We start from the raw sequence: 18737 nt of genomic DNA on the forward strand, positions 1-18737 counted from the left end.
GTGTGGTGAACGGGCTCTCGATCAAGGCTGTTCGAAAAAATATTTGAAGCTGATGTTCGGATAGATCGCGCGCATGTCGTTGTCGCCGGCGATGGTGAACATCACGCCGATAGCACCTACCAGTTTGGCGCCGGACTCGTAGCGGGAAAATGTATATTCAAGGCCCGGTTGGACGCCCAAGAGCCAGAACGTCTTGGTGGATGAATTAACCGGATGGCCGTCCAGCCGCGTGCCGAGCTGTTGGAGCGTCGTCAGTTCGACGAGATAACCTAGGCCGTTCTGTTCGTTCACGACGTGCTCGAGCGCAAGGTGCGTCGTGATCAGGTCCCCTCCGTAGACCGTTTCACCGGGAACTGAGCCGGATCCCGGGGCATTGTAGGTATAGAACACATTGCCGCTTACGCGAAACGGCTGAAGATTCTTACGGAACAGCAAACCCTCCGAAATCGCGGTGGACCCAAATCGGCTTGACGGAACCCTGGAGAGCGGGGTGAATCCGCCGGGAATCTCTGGTGTGCCGGCCCAACGATTTACTGGGAGCGATACCTTGCTATAGAGCGAGATAGACGGTCTCCAGGAATCCGGATTCTGAACGATCGGGCGATATTTCATGATGAGGCTGGCTGTGCCAATTCCAAGTGCCGATGTTCGGCCATCGGGGTCCGTATTGTCAGAATGCCAATAAATGCCCGACACGCTCAGGCCGGTAAGGACGTGCTGGCTGAGACCATAGTAAAGGATGGCTACCGGCATGACAGCGTCAGGACTAAATGGGGTTGCCGTCGCTTTTGAGGTGGTATTATGCTCGAAATTCCCGGTCCCGATTTGCCCTTGGACGTAGAGGCGGACGAACCACTGTCCCTTCCGCGATACGTCGGCGCTTGAGGTGAAGGATGTGCCGTGCGTTGGAGGGTTCCAACTCTGACGGTACCTCATTAATTCTTCTTGAGTCGGAACCCAGTCGAGGCCAAAAGTGGAAGACAGGTTTCCGCAACCCAGCAGAATGGTTAGGGTGAACAGTGCGGTGCGGCTGTTCACGATATCGAGCCGCCCTCATATTGAAGGTCGATCATACAATGGGGGCGGCCATTGCATTCGAGCACGAACTGGGCAATCGATGTCGTGTTAGAACGCATGGGTTCCATCTTCGTCGGCTCGAGCATATTGAAAACCGGCTTTCTCCACCAGCGATGGGAGAGGTATCGTATTTCAGGGTCATTGTTCAAGTTGTGAAATCCACAATAACGTTTCGAGAGAAGGAGGAGCGTGGATATGGTGACCATGGCACTGTTCGTCCGTTTGGAAGCCAAACCGGGAAAAGAAAAAGAGGTCGAGAACTTTCTGCTGAGTGGACTGCCGCTGGTGCAAGCCGAGCCTGCCACCACGGCCTGGTTCGGGATTCGTCTCGGTCCCTCCACGTTCGGAATCTTTGATGCATTTCCAAACGAGGCAGGCCGCCAAGCGCATCTGACTGGTAAGGTTGCCGCCGCGTTGATGGCCAAAGCCGGGGATTTATTTGCCAAACCCCCTTTCATTGAAAAGGTGGACGTCTTGGCGGCCAAACTTCCAGGCTCCTAATGCAAAGGATTTGTACTCAGGATGTTCGTGAGACTATCGGCAGAAACGCTGCCATCACGTCGTCCGGCATACTCGCTCGCGACACAGTACGATTCGACTTCGAACGGCTTCGGCAGAAGCGAGACCCTGGTGTCTTCCGTTTCTCAACTGGTCCTTACGGGCCGGGTGCGATACAATCGTACACATGAACACGCCGATCAAGGATCTCGAAGACGTCCGATGGCTCTTGGGCCATACCGGAGGATTTCGCGGCGGGTATGTCACCGACGTCCACATGTCCAAACGCCGTCTGTATGACGAAGGATCTGCGCGTGAGGTCCTGACCGATACGACGGTCAGCATCATTGTCCGTTACCGTATTCGCGAAATGGCGCGGGTCGCAAAACTGACGATGATCGGCGTCTCTGATTTTTCTATTTTTGAACAAGAAGGGGCGGATTGTTCGAGGCTCGAAGTCGTTCAGGCTGAGTGGACTGCGGGAAAATTGCGGTTCTGGTTTGATCCGCAAGGCGAGTTATATGTGGTGTGTGACGAAGCATCGCTTGAGGAAGTGGCGATGCCGTTTTTCGAAGACCGCGCCAGGGAACACCCGATCCGCTGGACGTTTCAAAGCCCGATGGCCGACTGGCCGACCGTCGAATGGCTGCTGGATGCCCTTCACGGAGCCGGCGTGCCGTGCACGTGGAAAAAAACTGCGAGAACAGCCCGCCGCCAGTCATCGATTCAATGGGAAGGGGAGTTGCTGCCGACGTCAGACGCGGAGGAAATGGAGTGTGGCGGTGTGCGCGCCATGCTGTACGGTCCACTAGACGGGCCGGGATTCGGGGTCGTTCTCCAAGTCGAGGGCGCACATAACCGAGCGGCGAATCGCATTCTCTCAACCGCCGCCGACCTGCTCGTGCGTCGTTTCTCCGGCCGGTGCCTGGTTGGAAACACGATCATTCCAGGAGGCGAATGGCTGAGTTGGAAAACGTTGGAATATCAGCGCGCGATTGATTCTGAACCAGCCGATAAATGAAGCACATCGCTGTGCAGGTGCGTCAGCTGTCGTTACGCCAAGGCTTCTTCGCTGGAATGTCCCGTCGCATGCGTGGTGGGATGCGAATAGACCGTCGTACCGTTCGAGTGGGCCATGCCGCTTCCGTTTTTGCCATTCACGCATTCGACTAACGCCCAAAACCTCAGCGGATTCACGTTCTGCTTGCGCGCGACGTGAAGGCTCGTACCCTCCAGTACGGTGTTGAGCGACAGGTCGGTTCTCCACCCGAGATGCCTGGTGAGAGGAGAAATGACTTTTTCTACGGCGGCGATCATCTTATTGCCATTGCTGAAGTGATTGAGCATGATGATACGCCCGCCAGGACGGCAGACTCGGATCATTTCATTGACCACTTTGCGGTAATCGGGGACGGCCGTCACGACGTAGGCGGCCACGACGGTATCAAAGCTGTTGTCCTGGAAATCCATCGATCCGGCATCCATCCGGTGCAGGGTCACGTGATCCATGCGATGTTCCATGGTGCGCTTTTTGGCTATGTCGAGCATGCCTTCCGAAAAATCGATGGCGACGATTTGACAATGACGGGGATACATGGGGAGAGCGAGACCGGTACCGACTCCAACTTCGAGAATGCGTTCATCGGGCTGGACATTGAGGTTTCGTATAGCTGATTCGCGCCCTTCGTGAAACACTTTCCCAAAAATTTTATCGTATACACCGGCGTAAGACGTATACACTCGCTCGACTTTGTGTAAATCCATGTCACCTCCAACCCACACATCGCGCATCCTGCCCACCCCGAGGAGCAGGGATGAACCGATAACGAATTCGGTGGGGTCTAACTATAAAATATGGCGGAGCGCCTGAAATGGAGCGAGGGGACCCGCCGGAATAAAAACAGCTCTACAATAGCCAACTTCTGGCGGTGAGTCAACAGAATCTTCCCGCATCTTGCTCAAAAATCGATAAAAATGGTTTACATGCCGGACTTGATTCGTCTCTAAACGCTGTGGGATAGCTACGCCCATGATTCTCGCGGGGATGTTTGCCGCACTGTTGTTCCTAGGATTGATTCTCGGCGACTGGCTGTACTTCGTCCGCCTGACGCCCGACGCCAGCCGGTACGGCTGCGGGATCGCGAAAAGTCAGAGTACGATTCGCGCGGTCAGCCTGCCGAGCTTCCGCAAACGGTTGGACGATAACGGCGGCGCATTGATCCTTCCGCACGGGATCGCGCGCATGTACCCCGATCTGGATCAAATAGCCATCCGTCCGCAGTACCATCTGTTCTCCATGAGTTTTCGCACGGCATGGCCGGTCAAAGGATTGATCCATCTCTCGACCGGTGAGGAGAGCACGAATATGCTGTGCGTGAAACGCATTCCGTGGTCTTCCGCACTCATCACCATGCTCTGGTTTCTCCTGGTCGGAGCAGGGACGGCGTCATTTCTGGTGATGTATGCGTTGCAAGGGGGCCTCGACTCATTCACCGGCGTGCTCATGGGAGCTGGAATCCTCGGCATTGGACTGCTTGTCTTCGCCTTCGGCCTCGTGACCGTTGTCATTTCTTATCGACTGGAGAACAGCCGGCTCGAAAGAGTGTACGGAGAATTGCGGGCAGAGATGGAGAAGACGGCGGCTACCTGAAAAGGTTGAGAAACCGGTCATACTCGGCTGGAAGATCGAGTGCCGGACGGTCCCGTGCCAATCCTGCAATGATGCCGCGGTGTTTTTTGCTGAGCCCAGAATCTTCGAATGCCCGCCTGAAGTGCTCCCATCGTAAGTCGGACTCCTGTGCCAGCCGGGCCTGATCGGCCTTGGGCAGCGCATGAACTGTGCTGGTCAGGGCACGGATGGCCTTCTCGACGCTCTCATAGGGAGGCGCGAGCTTCAACCGTGCATAAAAGGTTTCCAGATGCGTGCGAAATTCTTCTTTAAGGTCATGGATCGGATCGGATGATGGCGGGTTTGCTTGTGACATCTGCGGTCGACGGATGATACGGTATGATGGTTCAGAGTGACAACCAGTCGGCGGTAATTATTTTGCAACGGGGAGAGGGTTGGAAGATGGCACACATCAGATGGGCGGCATGGGCGCTGACGGGTCTGCTGGTTCTGACAGGCTGTTCACACCATCATCATAATAAGATGGCAGGTGGAACACACGATGCCTATTGGGACAAAGGCCGGCAGGATGTCGAGAAGCTGATTGATCGGACCGTGAAGGACCCGGCAAAAGCATCACAGGTGAAGGCAGCCGCCGATGAGATTGTGGCCCAACTCAAAACCGGGCGGGAGCAGGAACGGGCGTTTCATCGTCGGTTGTATCAACTCAACTCGAGTTATCAGGCGGTGCCGGAGGAGTTTATGAAGATCCTTGACGAGGCCAACAATCAGCGAATGCGCTCGGCCTCCAAAGTACTTGGTTTGCGTTTTAAAATGAGAGACCTGATGACACCTGAAGAGTGGAAGTCACTTTCAGACCAGATGGCAGAGTATAGCGGACGGTATGCGCATGGAGGTGCTGCGCCCACTGGCCACTACTGATTCGTGGCGGCAGCCGCTTTCAGAGGCATGGCCGTCCAGGACGCGCCGGCATTGGTCGAGTGATATAATCCGCTGCCATTGGTGCCTGCGAACAAAACTTGGGGGTTATTGGGTGCCATCGCCAGCGCGCGGATATTCAATGTTGCGAATCCCTGATTGATCGCAGTCCAGGTGGCGCCGCCGTCGGAACTCGTCCAGACGCCCGCCGGCCCTCCGATGTACAGATGTGAGGGGTCAGTCGGATGGATGACGATGCTGCTGACGAATGCCTCGGGAAGCGTATGCCCGATCCGCTCCCAGACCGAGCCTTTCGTCGTCGTCTTAAATAGTCCCTTCGTCGTGGCGGCATATACCACCTCAGGCGTCAGGGGATCGATGGCCAGCGCATTGACGCCGAGTGCCATGGCGGCCATGAGCTCCCGTTCGGGAATGAGTCCGTCATTGATCTTCTTCCAGGACATCGTCCCATCGTCCGACCGGTAGACACCGCCTGTCGTGCCGGCATACAGCACGCTCGGATGGCTGTGATCGATCGCGATCGAGACGACGATGTGGACCTCCTTCATGCCGTTCATTCGTTCCTCCCACTCACGGCCCGCATCCTTGCTGAAGAATGCGCCGACAGTGGTCGCGGCATAAATCTTTTCAGTTGCGGTGGGGTGAAACACGAACTGATTGATGAATGAGACGTGCTCTTTGAGACCGACATTGTGCGGCAGCCAGTGTTGTCCGCCGTCGGGACTCTTGTACACCGCATCCCCCATGGTCCCTGCATAGACCGTGGCGGGAAGCTGAGGATCGATCGCCACCGTGGTGACGCGTCTGGCGCTGAAACTCGGAAACCGCTCCCACAGAGCGCCCCCGTCGCGTGACTTATAGACGGCATCGTTCGTCGCCACATACAGAATATTCGAATTGGTCGGATGCAGTGCGATGGAAACGATCGCGGCGCTCTCTTTCGTGCAGCCACCTGACGCTAGGGCAATGAGCAAGGTGAACGCCGCGCAGAGTGCGTGTCGGACAGGGGGGAGCCCAGATTCGGAGATGATCATAGGAAGAAGGTTACGGATGGTGGGACCTAACCACAGACTGTCCGGTGAGTCAAGGCAACGGGAGCAGATTGAGGCGGATGCGGATGTTACGCCCGTTGTCGACGTGTTGATGAGGTGCGCTTCTTGCCGGATCCGTTCCCACCGCGTTGTCCGACGCTTTTCTTGAGGGCGGCCATGAGATCAAGGACCTTCGCCCCCTCCGCGGGTTCTTCCTCGTCGACCTCCACGGCAGGCCGTTTTTTTGCTTTGGCATCAATCAAGGCGCGCAGCGCATCGGTATAACGGTCTTTGAATGCCGAGGCATCGAAGGGTGCTGTCTTGCGCCGAATCAGCTCGCGGGCCAAATCGATGAGGTCGGCGTCCGACCGGTTCTCTTTGATCGAGGCAAAGAGTGGAGCGGCGGACCGCACTTCGTCGGCAAAGCGCAAGGTTTCCATCAGCAGCCCGTCTCCACAAGGTTTGAGTGCGGCAATGTATTCCCGAGTCCTCATGACGATTTGACCCAGTCCCATCTTGTTGGATTGACGCAGTGCGTCGCGCAGGACCCTGTACGCATCTTCAGCCAGCTCGCCGTCGGGAGCAACATAGTAGGGTTGATCGAAGTAGATGGGGTCGATTTCGCAATGATCGACAAATTGAGCCAGATCGAACGTCCGTTTGGCCTCCAGCTTCACGCTATCGATGTCGCGCTGGTTGAGTAGCACATAGTGCCCCTTGGTGATTTCAAAGCCCTTGAAGATTTCATCTGTGTCCACGGGACCCAGCCCCGGTGCGACCTTTTCATATCGTATGCGTTTGCCGCTCGGGCCGTGGACCTGATGAAATGCCAGCCTGGCGCCGGATTTGACGGCTGGATACACCCGGATAGGAACCGACACGAGCGACAAGCGGATGTGTCCGGTCCAGATCGGCCGGCCGCCTATCTCCGATGTCGATCGCGAAGCTCTTCTGGGCTTTGAACCAGATCGTCGTTCCGCTTGTCGTTTGGACGCGCTCATGTTTCTGGCTCCTTGATCAATTGCAGGATCTCTCTGTCCGAAGCGTGCGGGAGCGTCCGAGGAACACGCCCCATCCGGGAGCGAGCAAGGACGATCACACTGTACGATACGGGATTGTCCCCCGTTGCGCCAGCTGCGCTGCTGTACCCGCGATGACGCGCCTATGGCATGGGGTGTGACTATTCACGGCGCGGCGACAATCATCCATGACACTCCGAACTTGTCCGCGACCATGCCGAACCGGCGTGAAAAAAAAGTTCTGGCTAGCGGCGCTTCGACTCGGCCACCCACGGCCAACGCACCGAAATAATGGTCGGCTTCCTCTTCAGTCTGCACCATCAATGACAATGCGAAGCCTTCAAAAGCCGGATGCCCGCCGCATCGTCCGTCGGAAGCCATCACGACGGTCTCGCCGATCCGGACGCTCAGGTGCATGATTTTCTGTCCATCGCCGGATGGGCATGACGCGGGACCCGGACTGTCTTGGAAACGCATCATGGCCCCGACCTTGGCTCCCAGCGCGTTCACATAAAATTGCGCCGCCTCTTCGCAGCGACCGTCGAAAAACACATAAGGTTGGATCAGCATGACAACCCCCTTTCATGCTCTGCATATCATATTCAACTGGACCGACCGCCACACGAGGCGCGGGAATCAAGGGAACGGGATTTCAACCGGGCTCTTGGCACATCCCGGTTTTTGGCAGACCGGGAAGCTCGATCACGGGTCGCAATTCAACGGTGCCTTTCTTGGCCATGGGAATGCGGGCGGCAACATGGATGGCTTCATCAAGGTCGGCGGCCTCGATGAGAAAATACCCGCCCAGCTGTTCGCGCGTTTCTGCAAAGGGCCCATCGGTGACCAATTGCCTGCCTTGGCGCACTCTGACGCTGGTTGCCATAGAAGTCGGCATCAGCGGATTGGCGGAAATGTATTTTCCGGCTTCCTCGAGCTGCCGGGCCAACTGTGTCGATTCGGCATAGCAATCTCGTCTCTCGGTTTCGGTAAGGGCCTGCTCGTCACCATAAATTAGCAGCATATATTTCATGCTTATCTCCTGTATCCGGGGAGCGGTTATCTGGCGCGCCCGTTCATTTCCGTATTGCGAATTCGTTGCCCTCGGTTTCGCGACAAATGGTGAAATACCTTACGTGGGAAGTGGCTGTCTTGCTTTTGCAGATCGTGCCTCCGAGGCTGCGGATTGTTGTCGTGTCGCGATCGACGGAGAGAACTGCGAGATAGTTTGTAATCGGTGGTCAGGATGTTTGCGTACGATCATGCCACCGTCCACATTCCCCACGCCATGGTGGGATGTGATGCCCCAGTAATCGGATGCGCCGGGAAAGGGCTGGATCGTCCAGCCGAACAGCTTGCCGTAGAACTTCTTGGCCGATCCGGATCGTCGGCAGAAATCTCAAACCAGACGATCCGAGGTCCCGTTTTTCCCGCACGGGAGATTTCAATTGCCTCTTGGATCGGGTGCTCATCATATCCTCCTTTGATCGATGAGCTATCGCACGGGCCGGTGTCGGCATGCTCCGTCTACAACGGGAGTCCTGTCACCTGCCTGACCGGGCGGATCTCGACGCTGCCGATACGAGCGCCTGGGACGCGTTCCGCGATGAGAAGTGCTTCCTCCATATCGGCCGCATTGATCAAAAAATATCCGGCCAGCTGTTCGCGCGTTTCCGTGAAGGGACCATCTGTCATAATACGTTGTCCGTCCCGCACCTGGACGATGGCGGCGGAGGATGACGGATGCAGGGGAGAGGCACTGATGTATTGCCCTGCGGCGTGAAGCTGATGCGTCAGCGCGATGGACTGGTCGAGCAAATCCCGTTTCGTGTCGGCCGTGAGTCCGTCAAACAGCGCTTCATTATGGTGGACGAGCAGCATGAATTGCATGCGCAGATCTCCTTCAAGCGTGCGGATGAAGACTGCTATAAGATAGTCGTCCCGACATGCATAAATCGACAGGCAATTGAGATTTGATATTCAACTATACGATGGACTGTATGCGATATACCTTGCCATTCGCTGTTCTCGTCTGGCCTGCCATGAAAAGCCCTGAATGACCGGACGATTGGGATAGAATGCGGCACATTCAGCAGACCCTGGACGAGTGGCGGTTGCAATACGATATCCCGCTCGTCGCCGCTTGCATCCGTTTGGACGGGCGGTTGCTGTGGAGCGGGGTCTCTGTGGCAGCTCGCCAAAAAGCGGCCATGGGGTTGTCGTGCCCGATCCGATTTCCAATCTACAGCATTACGAAGATCTTCACCGGCATCTGCGTCTTTCGCGCAGAAGCGGCCGGGCTCCTGCATGTCGACGATCCCCTGTACTCGTGGTTTCCTGAGCTTCCCGTCTCTCGTAAGATACGACTGTCGCATCTTCTGCAACACACGAGCGGATTGCGGGACTACGGATGCATGCGAGCCTATCACGAGGCGGTCACATCCGCTCCCTCGAGCCCCTGGTCGGATCACCAATTCCTGACAGTCACACTAAGCGAGAAACCGCTGTTTGAACCCGGCACAGGCTGGTCTTATTCCAATATCGGATATCTTCTTTTGCGGCTGATCCTCGAGAAGGCCACCGGCAGCAGTTTTCGCCGCGTGGTCGACAAACATATCGTCTCGACGCTCGGCCTCGTCAATACATTCGTTGCTGAAACGATCGACGACTGGCACTCTTGTATGCCAGGTTATGGGCGAGAACTGACAATCAACAACGAAGAGACGGATGTTCGTTCGTCGTACCATCCGGGCTGGTGCGCCCCGGGCGTGGCGGTCTCGACCCCTGAAGATGTGACGAGGGTGTTGGACAGCTTATTTGCGGGAGACCTGATGGATTCCCGATCGCTGCACCGGATGCTGCACCTCGTGCACGTTCCGCGCACCGTTCCCCCTGTCGTGACACCCAGCTGCGGTCTGGGTATCCTCGCCGATCCGGACGGCGTATACGGGGCAGCTTATGGCTATGGTGGTGAAGGACCCGGGTATCGTCTCTGCGCATCCATCGTGCCTCACACAGCCGTCGGCCGGCTGAGCGTGGCTGCGTTCGGCAATAGCAGCGGTGGCGCAAATATGAAGTGGGCCGAACACGCGTTGATCCGAACGGTGCTCGCCGGCGAAACGGGACGTGGGTCACTCTAAGAACAACGCGGACCTTATGGCACATAGAGCCGTTTTACATGTGATGTCCGGCAAGCTTGCGTCCGGTAAGACGACGTTTGCAGAGCGTCTCGCAGAAACACTTGAGGCGGTCTTTATCAGCGAAGATGTCTGGCTCTCGGTACTGTTTCCAGGGCAGATCGGCAGCTTTCAAGATTATCTCGTCCTTTCCGGTCGGTTCAGGCGAACGATCGAAATACATATCCGGAGCCTTCTAAGAAAAGGCCTATCCGTCGTCTTTGATTTCGGCGGCAACGCACCGAAGGAGCGAGCATGGGTCAAGGCGATTGCCAGGGCGGAAAAGGCCGGTTTCATGGTGCACTATTTGCGCGCGTCGAATGAAACGTGCAAGAGCCGGTTGCGCCGACGTAATCGCAAAAAACCGATGGGATCGAAACCGACGACGATGAAGGAATTTGATTCGATCACAAGATTCTTTGTCCCGCCAAGCCGGTCGGAAGGATTCGACATGCGGGAGTATGCCGCGGGGAAATTGATCCTTGGGACATCGCCGGGCGCGATGGTGAGGCGGCCGCGCAGGAGTCCAAGGAACTCGGTCTCATGAGACCGGCCGTTCAGGGAGTTACCGAAGGAGATCCACCAGCGTCTGGACGAAGAGGTCCGGCTCTTCAAAAGGCGGATTGTGAGCAGATTGCTCGAACCACACGAGATGCTTACGCGGTGACCGCAACTGATGAAAATACCGCTCGGCCAGTACCGACGGCACCACATGGTCGTAGCGGCCCAATATGAAAACGATGGGGACGGAAAATGATTCGTACCGTTCGCTCAGCCGAAGCGCGGCCAACTCCTGCCATAGATGTTCGAGAGAAAATCGATTGCCTCGTCCGAAATCGACGAGGTCGATCAGATTGGCTTCGTCGGTCATCAAGGCCGACCAGATCAGGGCACCTGTGGAAAGATTGCCGTGAAATGTTCCGCCCAAACGTTCGACCCACTTTCGAGAGACAAGCATAGCGTTTACGCTATGGGGCGGCGCCCCGATCTCCTCAAGTTCGCGAATCGCCTTCTGGTCCTTTCGCTGCCGGGCCTGCGATTGCGCAAACTCGTAGGATAGCCGTTCTCCCGCAGGCATGTCGGCGATCTGCCCGACTCCCACATAGGCAGCCACCTTTTCCGGATGCGTAGCGGCGTAAATGGTGCCGGGTACGGTTCCCCAGGAGTGTCCGAGAAGAATCACTCGTCTCGCGTGAAATCGTGAGCGCACCAGCTCGACGACTTCGTCCAGATCCTTCACGATCCGGTCGATCGTCATCGTGTCGGCAGCGAGATCGCCATGGTAGGACCGACCCGTTCCTCGCTGTTCCCAATAGACGACCAAGAAATGATGTTCAAGCGCGCTATCGTATGAGCGGAAGAGCGCCGATTCGCTCGTGCCCGGACCGCCATGCAGGAGAATCAAGGCCGGGTTGCCAACATCCACCCCGCGAAACCATAGGCTTTGCGGTACCCCGCCGATGGAGATCATTTCCATCGTCGCAATACTGTTTGGAATGACAACTCCGTCGGTATCCCTGAACGGCTCCGTCCGCACGCAAGCGGTGGAGGAGATCAGTACGGCACACCAGCATAGGCCGTGAAGCATCGCATTCATCGTCGGAGCGCGTCCGGGCAAGCAGAGCCGGCCCATCATCCCTTACAACTTTCGCTGTATGCGTTCGGCATAGCCTGTCAGTTCCATATAGCCGTGCCCCTGAGCATGCGCCCGTCCTGCGCTGCCTTCAACGGTAATGGCTCCTTCCCAGTACGTCACCTGGGTGCTGCGCTCGGTCTTCAACTCCTGCTGGTCCGACCTCGGAGTGATCACCAACGAGAGGTCGAGGGAGGGCACCGTGAGTTTCCATGTGAGCGGGTACCGCGCTTGGCTGATCGGACTCGTCCAGAGCCGGGAAGACTCCAGAGAAAAATCCTGAATTGACAAGTGGCGGGTCTGACCATTGCGGTCGATGAAGGTGCCGCTGGAGACAGGATCGGCCGAGCCGTCGGTCCGCCTCAACCGATAGAGCATCAATTCGGTCCGGTCGGCCAATTGCACGCTGAACCAGTCCCACCCGACCAGCTTGTTTCCCAAGTCGGCTGAGCCGAATTCATGATCCATCCAACTCTCGCCGGTTACGTGGAATGTGTCATGACCAATCGTCACCCTGCCGGACGTGGTGAGTCTGGTCAACGAATAGTAATGGGACGACTGCCCGGATTCCGTGCCTTTTCGGCTCATGCCACCCGTCCCGTGGACGACAGGCGCTTTTTGAGACTGCAGGTCAAGGTCGATCGCAACGCGATGATCGGAAGCGGAGAGCCGGTGATGGTCGGACTGCGGCTCTGATGCGTCCACGCTCCATCGGTCGATCCAGACGTGAAGACGGTCGGAGGCGGCCCCCGCCTTGCCCAACCCCTCCCGGCTGACTTTTTCGGCATAATAAAATTGGCCAGTCTTCAAATCGCTCACGGCGAAGTGCGCCAGGTACAGCTGCGACACGGTCCAGCGCGAAGGCAAGGTCCTGATCTGACCGGGGGGAAGAGCCCGACGGAAAAATGTGAGCTGAAACCCAAATGCCCGGCCGTCCTCCGTCACGAGATTTCCCGTGTAATACCACCACTCGGTACGAAAGCGATCATGCGATCCGTGGTCACGGGGAAAATCGTAACGATACCCCGGTTCGGCCTTCTGGAAATCCTGGGCGGGATCTGCCGCCCGAACGGACCCCGCGAGAGCGGCAAGGAGAACCGGCAACGCCATTATCCATAAGATGCTGTGCGGGCGGAAGAATCGCGTGCTCACGAATTTCATTGTATCAGGGTCGAACGGGCTGCGCGGTTACGTGGAGCGCGAGAACACATGCTGGTCAAAAATCGCCTGTATTCATCGAGTGATTCTTTGCTTTGCACGAGGCTGCATGCACGCAGCGCGCCGTTGACAATTTTGGCGACCATCGGCTATCGTGAGCCATGCAAGTCGATCGTGAACGTGAACATCAGGGGCCTGAAGATCACGACAAAAGCGCCCCGTTTCCCATTCCTTCGCGCATTCCGATCTTTGCTCTTCCCAACGTCGTGTTGTTTCCGAAGACCTACCTTCCCCTCCATATTTTCGAGCCGCGATATCGTCAAATGGTCGATGACGCTGCGAGGACCGGACAATGCATCGGCATGGCGCTGCTCAAAGAGGGATGGGAACCGGGATACTACGGGAACCCGCCTATTTATGGAATGGGGTGTGTGGGGCGCCTCGTCAGCGTACAGCCACTGGCGGACGGGCGTTCGAATATTCTCCTTCAAGGGTTGCAGCGGTTTGAGGTCGCCGAGGAGTCGTACGACAAAGCGTATCGGCAGGCGACGATCACCATCAAAGCGCGCATGGTGGATACGACATTGGATGGCTCCGTCCGCCGGCAGCTCATCGGATTTCTGGAGCGGTGTCTCAGGTCTCGGGACGAAGCGCGGAGCTGGCAGAGCTGGTTCCGCGAAGACGTGACCGACGAGGTCCTGGTGAATACCCTTTCGAGTTATCTCGAATGCACGCCGCTTGAAAAACAATTTCTGCTCGAAGCCGACAGTCTTCATCAGCAGGCTTGCCGCCTCAGCGATCTCATCCAGTTCCTCATGCACGATCATCATGGCACGAAGGGCTGGGGATAATGGACCGGGCGATCGCGATCGACGTTTCACACTTCTCAAAATCGTACGACAAGCACGTCGCCGTATCAGACATTTCGTTTCAGGTCTTTGCGGGAGAGATCTTCGGACTCCTGGGCCCGAACGGCGCGGGAAAGAGCACGACGCTCCGGACTCTGATCACCCTTCTGATACCGACGTCCGGCTCGGCCACCGTATTGGGGCATGATACGGTGAAGGATGCCGACCGGGTCAGGCAGCTCATCGGGTACGTTCCGCAGGAGCGTGCCATCGACCGCTTTTTGACCGGCCGCGAGCATTTGGAATTGCTGGCGGCCCTGTATCACCTTCCCAAGAACGTTGGAACCACGCGCATCGGCGAATTGCTCAAGCTGGTGGAGCTCGAGGCTCATGCCGATCGTCCGGCCAAGACCTATTCAGGAGGGATGAAACGAAAACTGGATATTGCCTGCGGTTTGTTGCCTGATCCCAAAATCCTGTTTCTCGACGAACCGACCCTGGGTTTGGACGTCCAGAGCCGGTTGAGAATTTGGGACTACGTGCGCATGCTGAAGGCCCGAGGCATGACCGTCGTCATGACGACCAACTATCTCGACGAGGCCGACCAGCTGTGTGACCGTCTCGCGATCATCGACGGCGGAACGATTAAGACGATGGGATCGCCGGCTGAACTTAAAGTGGGTTTAGGCGGGGATATTGTCTCACTGACGCTGAAAGACTCAGGTCAAATGGGTTCGCTGGAATCGGCGTTGCGAGGCCAGCCTGCCATCAAATCTGTGAGAGCGACACCGAAGGGGCTGGATATCCGGGTCGAATCCCCGGAAAAGGCTTTGCCCGCCATCCTGGAATCCGCCAATCGACTCAATTGTCCAGTCGAATTCATTCAGTACAACCGCCCGCGTCTGGATGATGTCTTTATCGCCCATACGGGCCGCGCCATTACCGAATCGATTCCCGAGAGCCAGACGGTATAACGGTATATAAGGAGTCACTGTGTCACAGTATTGGCAGGAGATCAGCGCCCTCACGATGCGATGGGTCCGGCGACTGAGCCGGGAAAAGTTCAGTATGCTGTTCACGCTGGTCCAGCCCATGCTGTTCTGGTTGATCTTCTTTGGCAACCTGTTCCAGCGGGCAGCCGATGCTCAAGTCACGCAGGCTCCCAACTACATCAGCTTTCTGGCGGCCGGCGTGGTCGTCATGACGGTGCTCAACAACGGCCTTGCAGGAGGCGTCGATCTGTTGTTCGATAAAGAAAACGGATTTTTGGAACGCCTCATGTCCACCCCGATTCATCGCACATCGGTCATTTTGAGCCGGTTCATTTTCGTCATGACCATTACCTCGCTGCAAGTCCTGGTCATTCTTGGGGTGGCGGCGTTATTTGGGGTTCATCCAGCTACTGGTTTACTCGGGATTGCAGTGATACTCTTGATCGGCATGCTATTCGGCGTGGGGCTCACAGCAATTTCGATGGCTATGGCATTTTCCGTGAAGAGCCACGGCGATTTCTTTTCTGTGCTCGGCTTTCTGTCGCTTCCGATGATATTCTTGAGTTCGGCGCTGGTTCCGCTCTCGGCGATGCCGGGATGGATGGGGTTTCTGGCGCAATTCAATCCCATGACTTGGGCGATTGATGCCGTGAGGCCGCTGATCCTCTCGAACTGGTCCGAGGCTCTGCCTCATGTGGGAATGGTGCTGGTCGTCATGGCCATCTTCGACGCAATCTGTCTCTATGGCGGAGCGAAGGCCTTTCGCAGAGCGATGGGGTGAGACCCAGTTCTTCGGGAGTTCGCCATGGTCGTCACAGAAAGTCAGATCAGAGCCCTCATCCGACTCCTCGCCGATGAGGATAGGAGGATCGTCCAGACGATCAGCGACAAACTGATCGACATCGGCCCTCTCGCCGTTCCTCTCCTTCAAGAAGCGGAAATCGAACAGCCGGAAATGGCGGAACGGATTGCGTCCGTGTTGGAGGAGATTCGAGGAGGGAAACTCGAACAGGAATTGGTCGATCTTGCCTCGGCTCCGGACGAGGACATGGACCTCGAGAAGGGTGCCTTTCTGATCGCCCGCTATGCCTATCCATCGCTCGACGTGCCGCAATATATTCGTCAGCTCGATGAAATGGCTCAGGAAATTCGAGACCGCATCGGTCCCCGAGCTTCCGGCGAAGAAACGGTCAAGACGTTCAATCGGTACCTCTTTACGGAACAGGGATTCAAGGGGAACACCAAGAACTACTATGAAGTGGAGAACAGCTACCTCAACCGTGTCATCGACCGGCGCACTGGTATTCCCATCAGCTTATCAGTCGTGTATTTGCTGATTGGCCGGCGGTTGCACCTTCCCATCCACGGCATCGGTATGCCCGGGCATTTCCTGGTGAAGTACGAGTCGGACCGGTACAAGATCTTCGTTGATTGCTTTAACGGCGGGGCATTACTGACCGAGAAAAATTGCCAGCGCTTTCTGACGGAGGCTGGCTATGGTTTCGATGAAAAATATCTGCAGCACAGTCCTGTCCGCGCCATTCTTTCTCGAATGACGAAGAATCTTCTGGCCATCTACTCCAAACTGGATGATTCACTGAAGAAAGCCCGCCTGGGTAAGTTCATCGAGATTCTTGGATGTGACAGCCGGGAAGGCGGTCTCTAACCGGGTATGAGAAAATTGCCCTAGGCGCTCTGCTCCTCTGCTTGAAAGGCAATGCGTCTCACACCCTCCCTACGCATTGCGGTTTCCTTCGCTGCAGCCTCGCGTAAGACGATCGTGAACATCCCCCGGTCTATATCTTGATGGTCAGGCGGTCTCTGGCCTTCGTAATCATCCCATCGAACTCTTCCCCGGCTTGTCCACGCACGTCGTAGTCCTCCGCGACCGGATAAAAGTGTGACAAAATAAGCCGGCCGGGTCCCGCCTGTCTGGCCACCTGGCCGCATTGTCCGGCATGCAGATGCGCTTGGCCCGGCTTGTTGGCCGGGAAGGAACAATCCAGCACGGCGACATCCACGTTCTGGCAGAGCCGCACGAGGTTGTCACAGTACATCGTATCCCCGGAGTAGGCGATGGCCTTTCCTCGGAATTCAATCCGGTATCCGACGCAGTGAAGATCGGGAACATGTGTCATGGTCCGTGGAGAGACCTTGGTATCCCCGATCATGAAACTGCCGTCGCGTACCTCCTGAAACGTCACACCGAAGGGCACGCGTGAAAAACCGGGAAACGTGTTCATGATTCCTTGCAAAATGCGTTTTGAGCCTTTGGGGCCGATCACGGTGAGTGGGGGCCGGCTTCCCCCCCCGTACTTCGTATAAATAAGAGCATCAAAAAAGAATGTGATGAAATCGGAAAAATGATCGGCGTGAAAATGAGAAAACAGAATGTGGGTGATCCGATGGCGGTCGATATCCATCTTCAAGAGATTGGTCAGCGTCCGCGGGCCGAAATCCAGCAAGAGATGGTGGTCGGTTCGGACGAAATAACCGGCGGCGGCTCGAGTGGGATGAAGATTCGTCCCTGATCCTAGAATGGTCAATTGCATGTGAACTAATGGTCGTTGCGGCTCGTGAAACTGTCACGTATGCGGAGGAGCAATGCACGCGCCATGTCTGCTTCCTTGGGCGTCAGGGCCTGCGCGAAGAAGGGACGCAAGAAGTGGATGTGTAAGGAAAAGGTTTTCCTGAACAGGGCATCACCTTTGTCGGTCAGGCGGACCTTGATGCTTCGACGATCGACTTGGACGGTTTCTCTTCTGACCAGCCCTTTCCGGACGAGCCGGTCCAGTACGCCGGTTAACGTTCCCTTCGTGACCAATGTGCGCAGAGAAAGCTCCGAGCACGTCAACCCTTCGGTATCTCCGAGCGTGGCAATGACATCGAACTGCGAGGGCGTCAGCCGCATGGAGCGGATATGCCGGCTGTCTGCCCGCCAGAAGGCGAGGTACGCTTCCACCAATGGGCGAACCACCTTCAGATGGGGATCGTCTTGCAGATCCGGAAGCTCCATGGCGCGAGAATAATCCGCATGAAAATCAACTTGCAAGTGCCGTCGCCGTCCGTTGACGACGCAAACCACCCATCCCTATGATGCGACCCTAATGCGTCGGTCTCAATCGGGACAGGTGAATTTCAGCGCGATCATCCTGCTGCTCGGGATTGTGATTACGTCCGTCTGGATCTGGAAACGCTTGTCGCTGGATACGCAGGAATATCTGATCGATCAGGCGATTCCAATTGCATTATTGGGGGCGGCGCTCGTCGCCGTTCTGGTTCTCTCTATTCGGGCCGTTCGCCGGACTCGAAGCAGGTTGCGGAACCGGAACGACCTTTTGGCACTGTTTCAGGCTGAGCAGGCACGCGAAAAGAAGTTGGAAATTGCATTTCTCCTGATCGAGACCAATCGATACGCATTGAAAGGCATCGAATCTGTGGCTCCCGCCATGAAGGAACTCTTTACGACTACGCTCACACGCGCGTTGGGCGAAAAACAGCATCGCATCAGGGGAATGGCGGCCAGCCATCTGGGCGTCTTGCAGGACCGTAGTGTGGTGCCGCTGCTGGTGAAGGCTCTTGAGGACGATCATGCCTACGTCCGGTCTTGCGCGGCTCTGGGTCTTGGCCGGCTGCGAGCGCTTGAAACCAGAGAACGCCTTATGGCGGTGATGAAAGATGATTGGGACCAGACTGTCAGGAGCAGAGCGAAAGAAGCATTGGACAGGATGGGATCGTAA

The 18737-nt window shown here is 56.6% G+C and carries 23 protein-coding genes; 11 read left to right on the forward strand and 12 right to left on the reverse strand.

The genetic code is table 11. From position 1 onward, the window contains the following. Window positions 1–21 precede the first annotated feature (21 nt). The gene (locus W02_RS13655; RefSeq protein WP_173048605.1) at window positions 22–1038 is read right to left on the reverse strand and encodes a hypothetical protein; all 1017 of its coding nucleotides are present in this window, start codon (window positions 1036–1038) and stop codon (window positions 22–24) included. Window positions 1039–1272: 234 nt separating this feature from the next. Here W02_RS13655 and W02_RS13660 point away from each other — a divergent pair, with 234 nt between their 5' ends. Continuing rightward, the gene (locus W02_RS13660) at window positions 1273–1578 is read left to right on the forward strand and encodes a putative quinol monooxygenase (RefSeq protein ID WP_173048607.1); all 306 of its coding nucleotides are present in this window, start codon (window positions 1273–1275) and stop codon (window positions 1576–1578) included. A gap of 184 nt (window positions 1579–1762) precedes the next feature. Next, complete coding sequence (locus W02_RS13665; RefSeq protein ID WP_173048609.1) at window positions 1763–2596, forward strand: hypothetical protein; 834 nt, start codon at window positions 1763–1765, stop codon at window positions 2594–2596. Between the two features lie 32 nt (window positions 2597–2628). Here the strand turns inward: W02_RS13665 and W02_RS13670 are convergent, their stop codons facing one another. Next, complete coding sequence (locus W02_RS13670) at window positions 2629–3339, reverse strand: class I SAM-dependent methyltransferase (RefSeq protein ID WP_173048610.1); 711 nt, start codon at window positions 3337–3339, stop codon at window positions 2629–2631. Between the two features lie 265 nt (window positions 3340–3604). Here W02_RS13670 and W02_RS13675 point away from each other — a divergent pair, with 265 nt between their 5' ends. Then, window positions 3605–4225: a hypothetical protein gene (locus tag W02_RS13675; RefSeq protein ID WP_173048612.1), complete on the forward strand. Its 621-nt coding sequence runs from the start codon at window positions 3605–3607 to the stop codon at window positions 4223–4225. Here W02_RS13675 and W02_RS13680 read toward each other — a convergent pair. After that, the gene (locus W02_RS13680; protein ID WP_173048614.1) at window positions 4218–4559 is read right to left on the reverse strand and encodes a hypothetical protein; all 342 of its coding nucleotides are present in this window, start codon (window positions 4557–4559) and stop codon (window positions 4218–4220) included. The genes W02_RS13675 and W02_RS13680 overlap by 8 nt on opposite strands. A 23-nt stretch (window positions 4560–4582) precedes the next feature. On the opposite strand from W02_RS13680, the gene W02_RS13685 reads away from it, so the two are divergent. Beyond that, the gene (locus W02_RS13685) at window positions 4583–5125 is read left to right on the forward strand and encodes a hypothetical protein (protein ID WP_173048616.1); all 543 of its coding nucleotides are present in this window, start codon (window positions 4583–4585) and stop codon (window positions 5123–5125) included. Here W02_RS13685 and W02_RS13690 read toward each other — a convergent pair. The 5 genes from W02_RS13690 to W02_RS13710 all read right to left on the reverse strand — a co-directional run bounded on the left by W02_RS13690 (window position 5119) and on the right by W02_RS13710 (window position 9080). Further along, window positions 5119–6117 carry a hypothetical protein gene (locus W02_RS13690; RefSeq protein WP_173048618.1) on the reverse strand — a complete coding sequence of 333 codons (999 nt, stop codon included), beginning with the start codon at window positions 6115–6117 and terminating at the stop codon, window positions 5119–5121. The two genes, W02_RS13685 and W02_RS13690, sit on opposite strands and share 7 nt — an antisense overlap. Before the next feature lie 146 nt (window positions 6118–6263). Beyond that, the gene (locus tag W02_RS13695) at window positions 6264–7175 is read right to left on the reverse strand and encodes a Ku protein (protein ID WP_173048620.1); all 912 of its coding nucleotides are present in this window, start codon (window positions 7173–7175) and stop codon (window positions 6264–6266) included. A 183-nt stretch (window positions 7176–7358) separates the two neighbouring features. Continuing rightward, window positions 7359–7763 carry a VOC family protein gene (locus W02_RS13700; protein ID WP_173048622.1) on the reverse strand — a complete coding sequence of 135 codons (405 nt, stop codon included), beginning with the start codon at window positions 7761–7763 and terminating at the stop codon, window positions 7359–7361. An 82-nt stretch (window positions 7764–7845) separates the two neighbouring features. After that, entirely contained in the window at window positions 7846–8223 is a 378-nt protein-coding gene (locus W02_RS13705) for a YciI family protein (protein ID WP_173048623.1), read from the reverse strand. Window positions 8224–8717: 494 nt separating this feature from the next. Next, window positions 8718–9080 (reverse strand): YciI family protein, encoded by a 363-nt coding sequence (locus W02_RS13710; RefSeq protein ID WP_173048625.1) that lies wholly within the window; start codon window positions 9078–9080, stop codon window positions 8718–8720. A 188-nt stretch (window positions 9081–9268) separates the two neighbouring features. Between W02_RS13710 and W02_RS13715 the strand changes: the two genes are divergently transcribed. After that, window positions 9269–10330, forward strand: coding sequence for a serine hydrolase (locus tag W02_RS13715; protein WP_173048627.1), 1062 nt, complete (start codon window positions 9269–9271; stop codon window positions 10328–10330). Between the two features lie 16 nt (window positions 10331–10346). Next, window positions 10347–10913 (forward strand): ATP-binding protein, encoded by a 567-nt coding sequence (locus W02_RS13720; protein WP_173048629.1) that lies wholly within the window; start codon window positions 10347–10349, stop codon window positions 10911–10913. Between the two features lie 18 nt (window positions 10914–10931). Here W02_RS13720 and W02_RS13725 read toward each other — a convergent pair whose 3' ends face one another. Next, the gene (locus W02_RS13725) at window positions 10932–11963 is read right to left on the reverse strand and encodes an alpha/beta fold hydrolase (protein WP_173048631.1); all 1032 of its coding nucleotides are present in this window, start codon (window positions 11961–11963) and stop codon (window positions 10932–10934) included. A 42-nt stretch (window positions 11964–12005) separates the two neighbouring features. Continuing rightward, window positions 12006–13151 carry a lipocalin-like domain-containing protein gene (locus tag W02_RS13730; RefSeq protein WP_173048633.1) on the reverse strand — a complete coding sequence of 382 codons (1146 nt, stop codon included), beginning with the start codon at window positions 13149–13151 and terminating at the stop codon, window positions 12006–12008. 167 nt (window positions 13152–13318) lie between these two features. Here W02_RS13730 and W02_RS13735 point away from each other — a divergent pair, with 167 nt between their 5' ends. The 4 genes from W02_RS13735 to W02_RS13750 are packed head-to-tail and all read left to right on the forward strand — an operon-like array spanning window position 13319 to window position 16663. Then, window positions 13319–14008 carry an LON peptidase substrate-binding domain-containing protein gene (locus W02_RS13735; RefSeq protein ID WP_173048635.1) on the forward strand — a complete coding sequence of 230 codons (690 nt, stop codon included), beginning with the start codon at window positions 13319–13321 and terminating at the stop codon, window positions 14006–14008. Further along, entirely contained in the window at window positions 14008–14979 is a 972-nt protein-coding gene (locus W02_RS13740) for an ATP-binding cassette domain-containing protein (RefSeq protein ID WP_173048643.1), read from the forward strand. Before W02_RS13735 ends, W02_RS13740 begins: the two co-directional genes overlap by 1 nt. A gap of 19 nt (window positions 14980–14998) precedes the next feature. Continuing rightward, window positions 14999–15778 (forward strand): ABC transporter permease, encoded by a 780-nt coding sequence (locus W02_RS13745; RefSeq protein ID WP_173048645.1) that lies wholly within the window; start codon window positions 14999–15001, stop codon window positions 15776–15778. 24 nt (window positions 15779–15802) lie between these two features. Further along, a complete protein-coding gene (locus tag W02_RS13750) occupies window positions 15803–16663 on the forward strand; it encodes a SirB1 family protein (protein ID WP_173048647.1) in 861 nt (286 codons plus the stop codon). A gap of 130 nt (window positions 16664–16793) precedes the next feature. On the opposite strand, the gene W02_RS13755 is transcribed toward W02_RS13750, so the two are convergent. Together W02_RS13755 and W02_RS13760 are read right to left on the reverse strand one after the other, a co-directional pair. After that, window positions 16794–17549, reverse strand: a complete 756-nt coding sequence (locus W02_RS13755) for an MBL fold metallo-hydrolase (protein WP_173048649.1) — start codon at window positions 17547–17549, stop codon at window positions 16794–16796. 5 nt (window positions 17550–17554) lie between these two features. Beyond that, window positions 17555–18049, reverse strand: a complete 495-nt coding sequence (locus W02_RS13760) for a MarR family winged helix-turn-helix transcriptional regulator (RefSeq protein ID WP_232068546.1) — start codon at window positions 18047–18049, stop codon at window positions 17555–17557. 55 nt (window positions 18050–18104) lie between these two features. On the opposite strand from W02_RS13760, the gene W02_RS13765 reads away from it, so the two are divergent. Then, window positions 18105–18737, forward strand: coding sequence for a HEAT repeat domain-containing protein (locus W02_RS13765; RefSeq protein WP_173048651.1), 633 nt, complete (start codon window positions 18105–18107; stop codon window positions 18735–18737).

The sequence above is a fragment of the Nitrospira sp. KM1 genome (assembly GCF_011405515.1).
Taxonomy (GTDB): domain Bacteria; phylum Nitrospirota; class Nitrospiria; order Nitrospirales; family Nitrospiraceae; genus Nitrospira_C.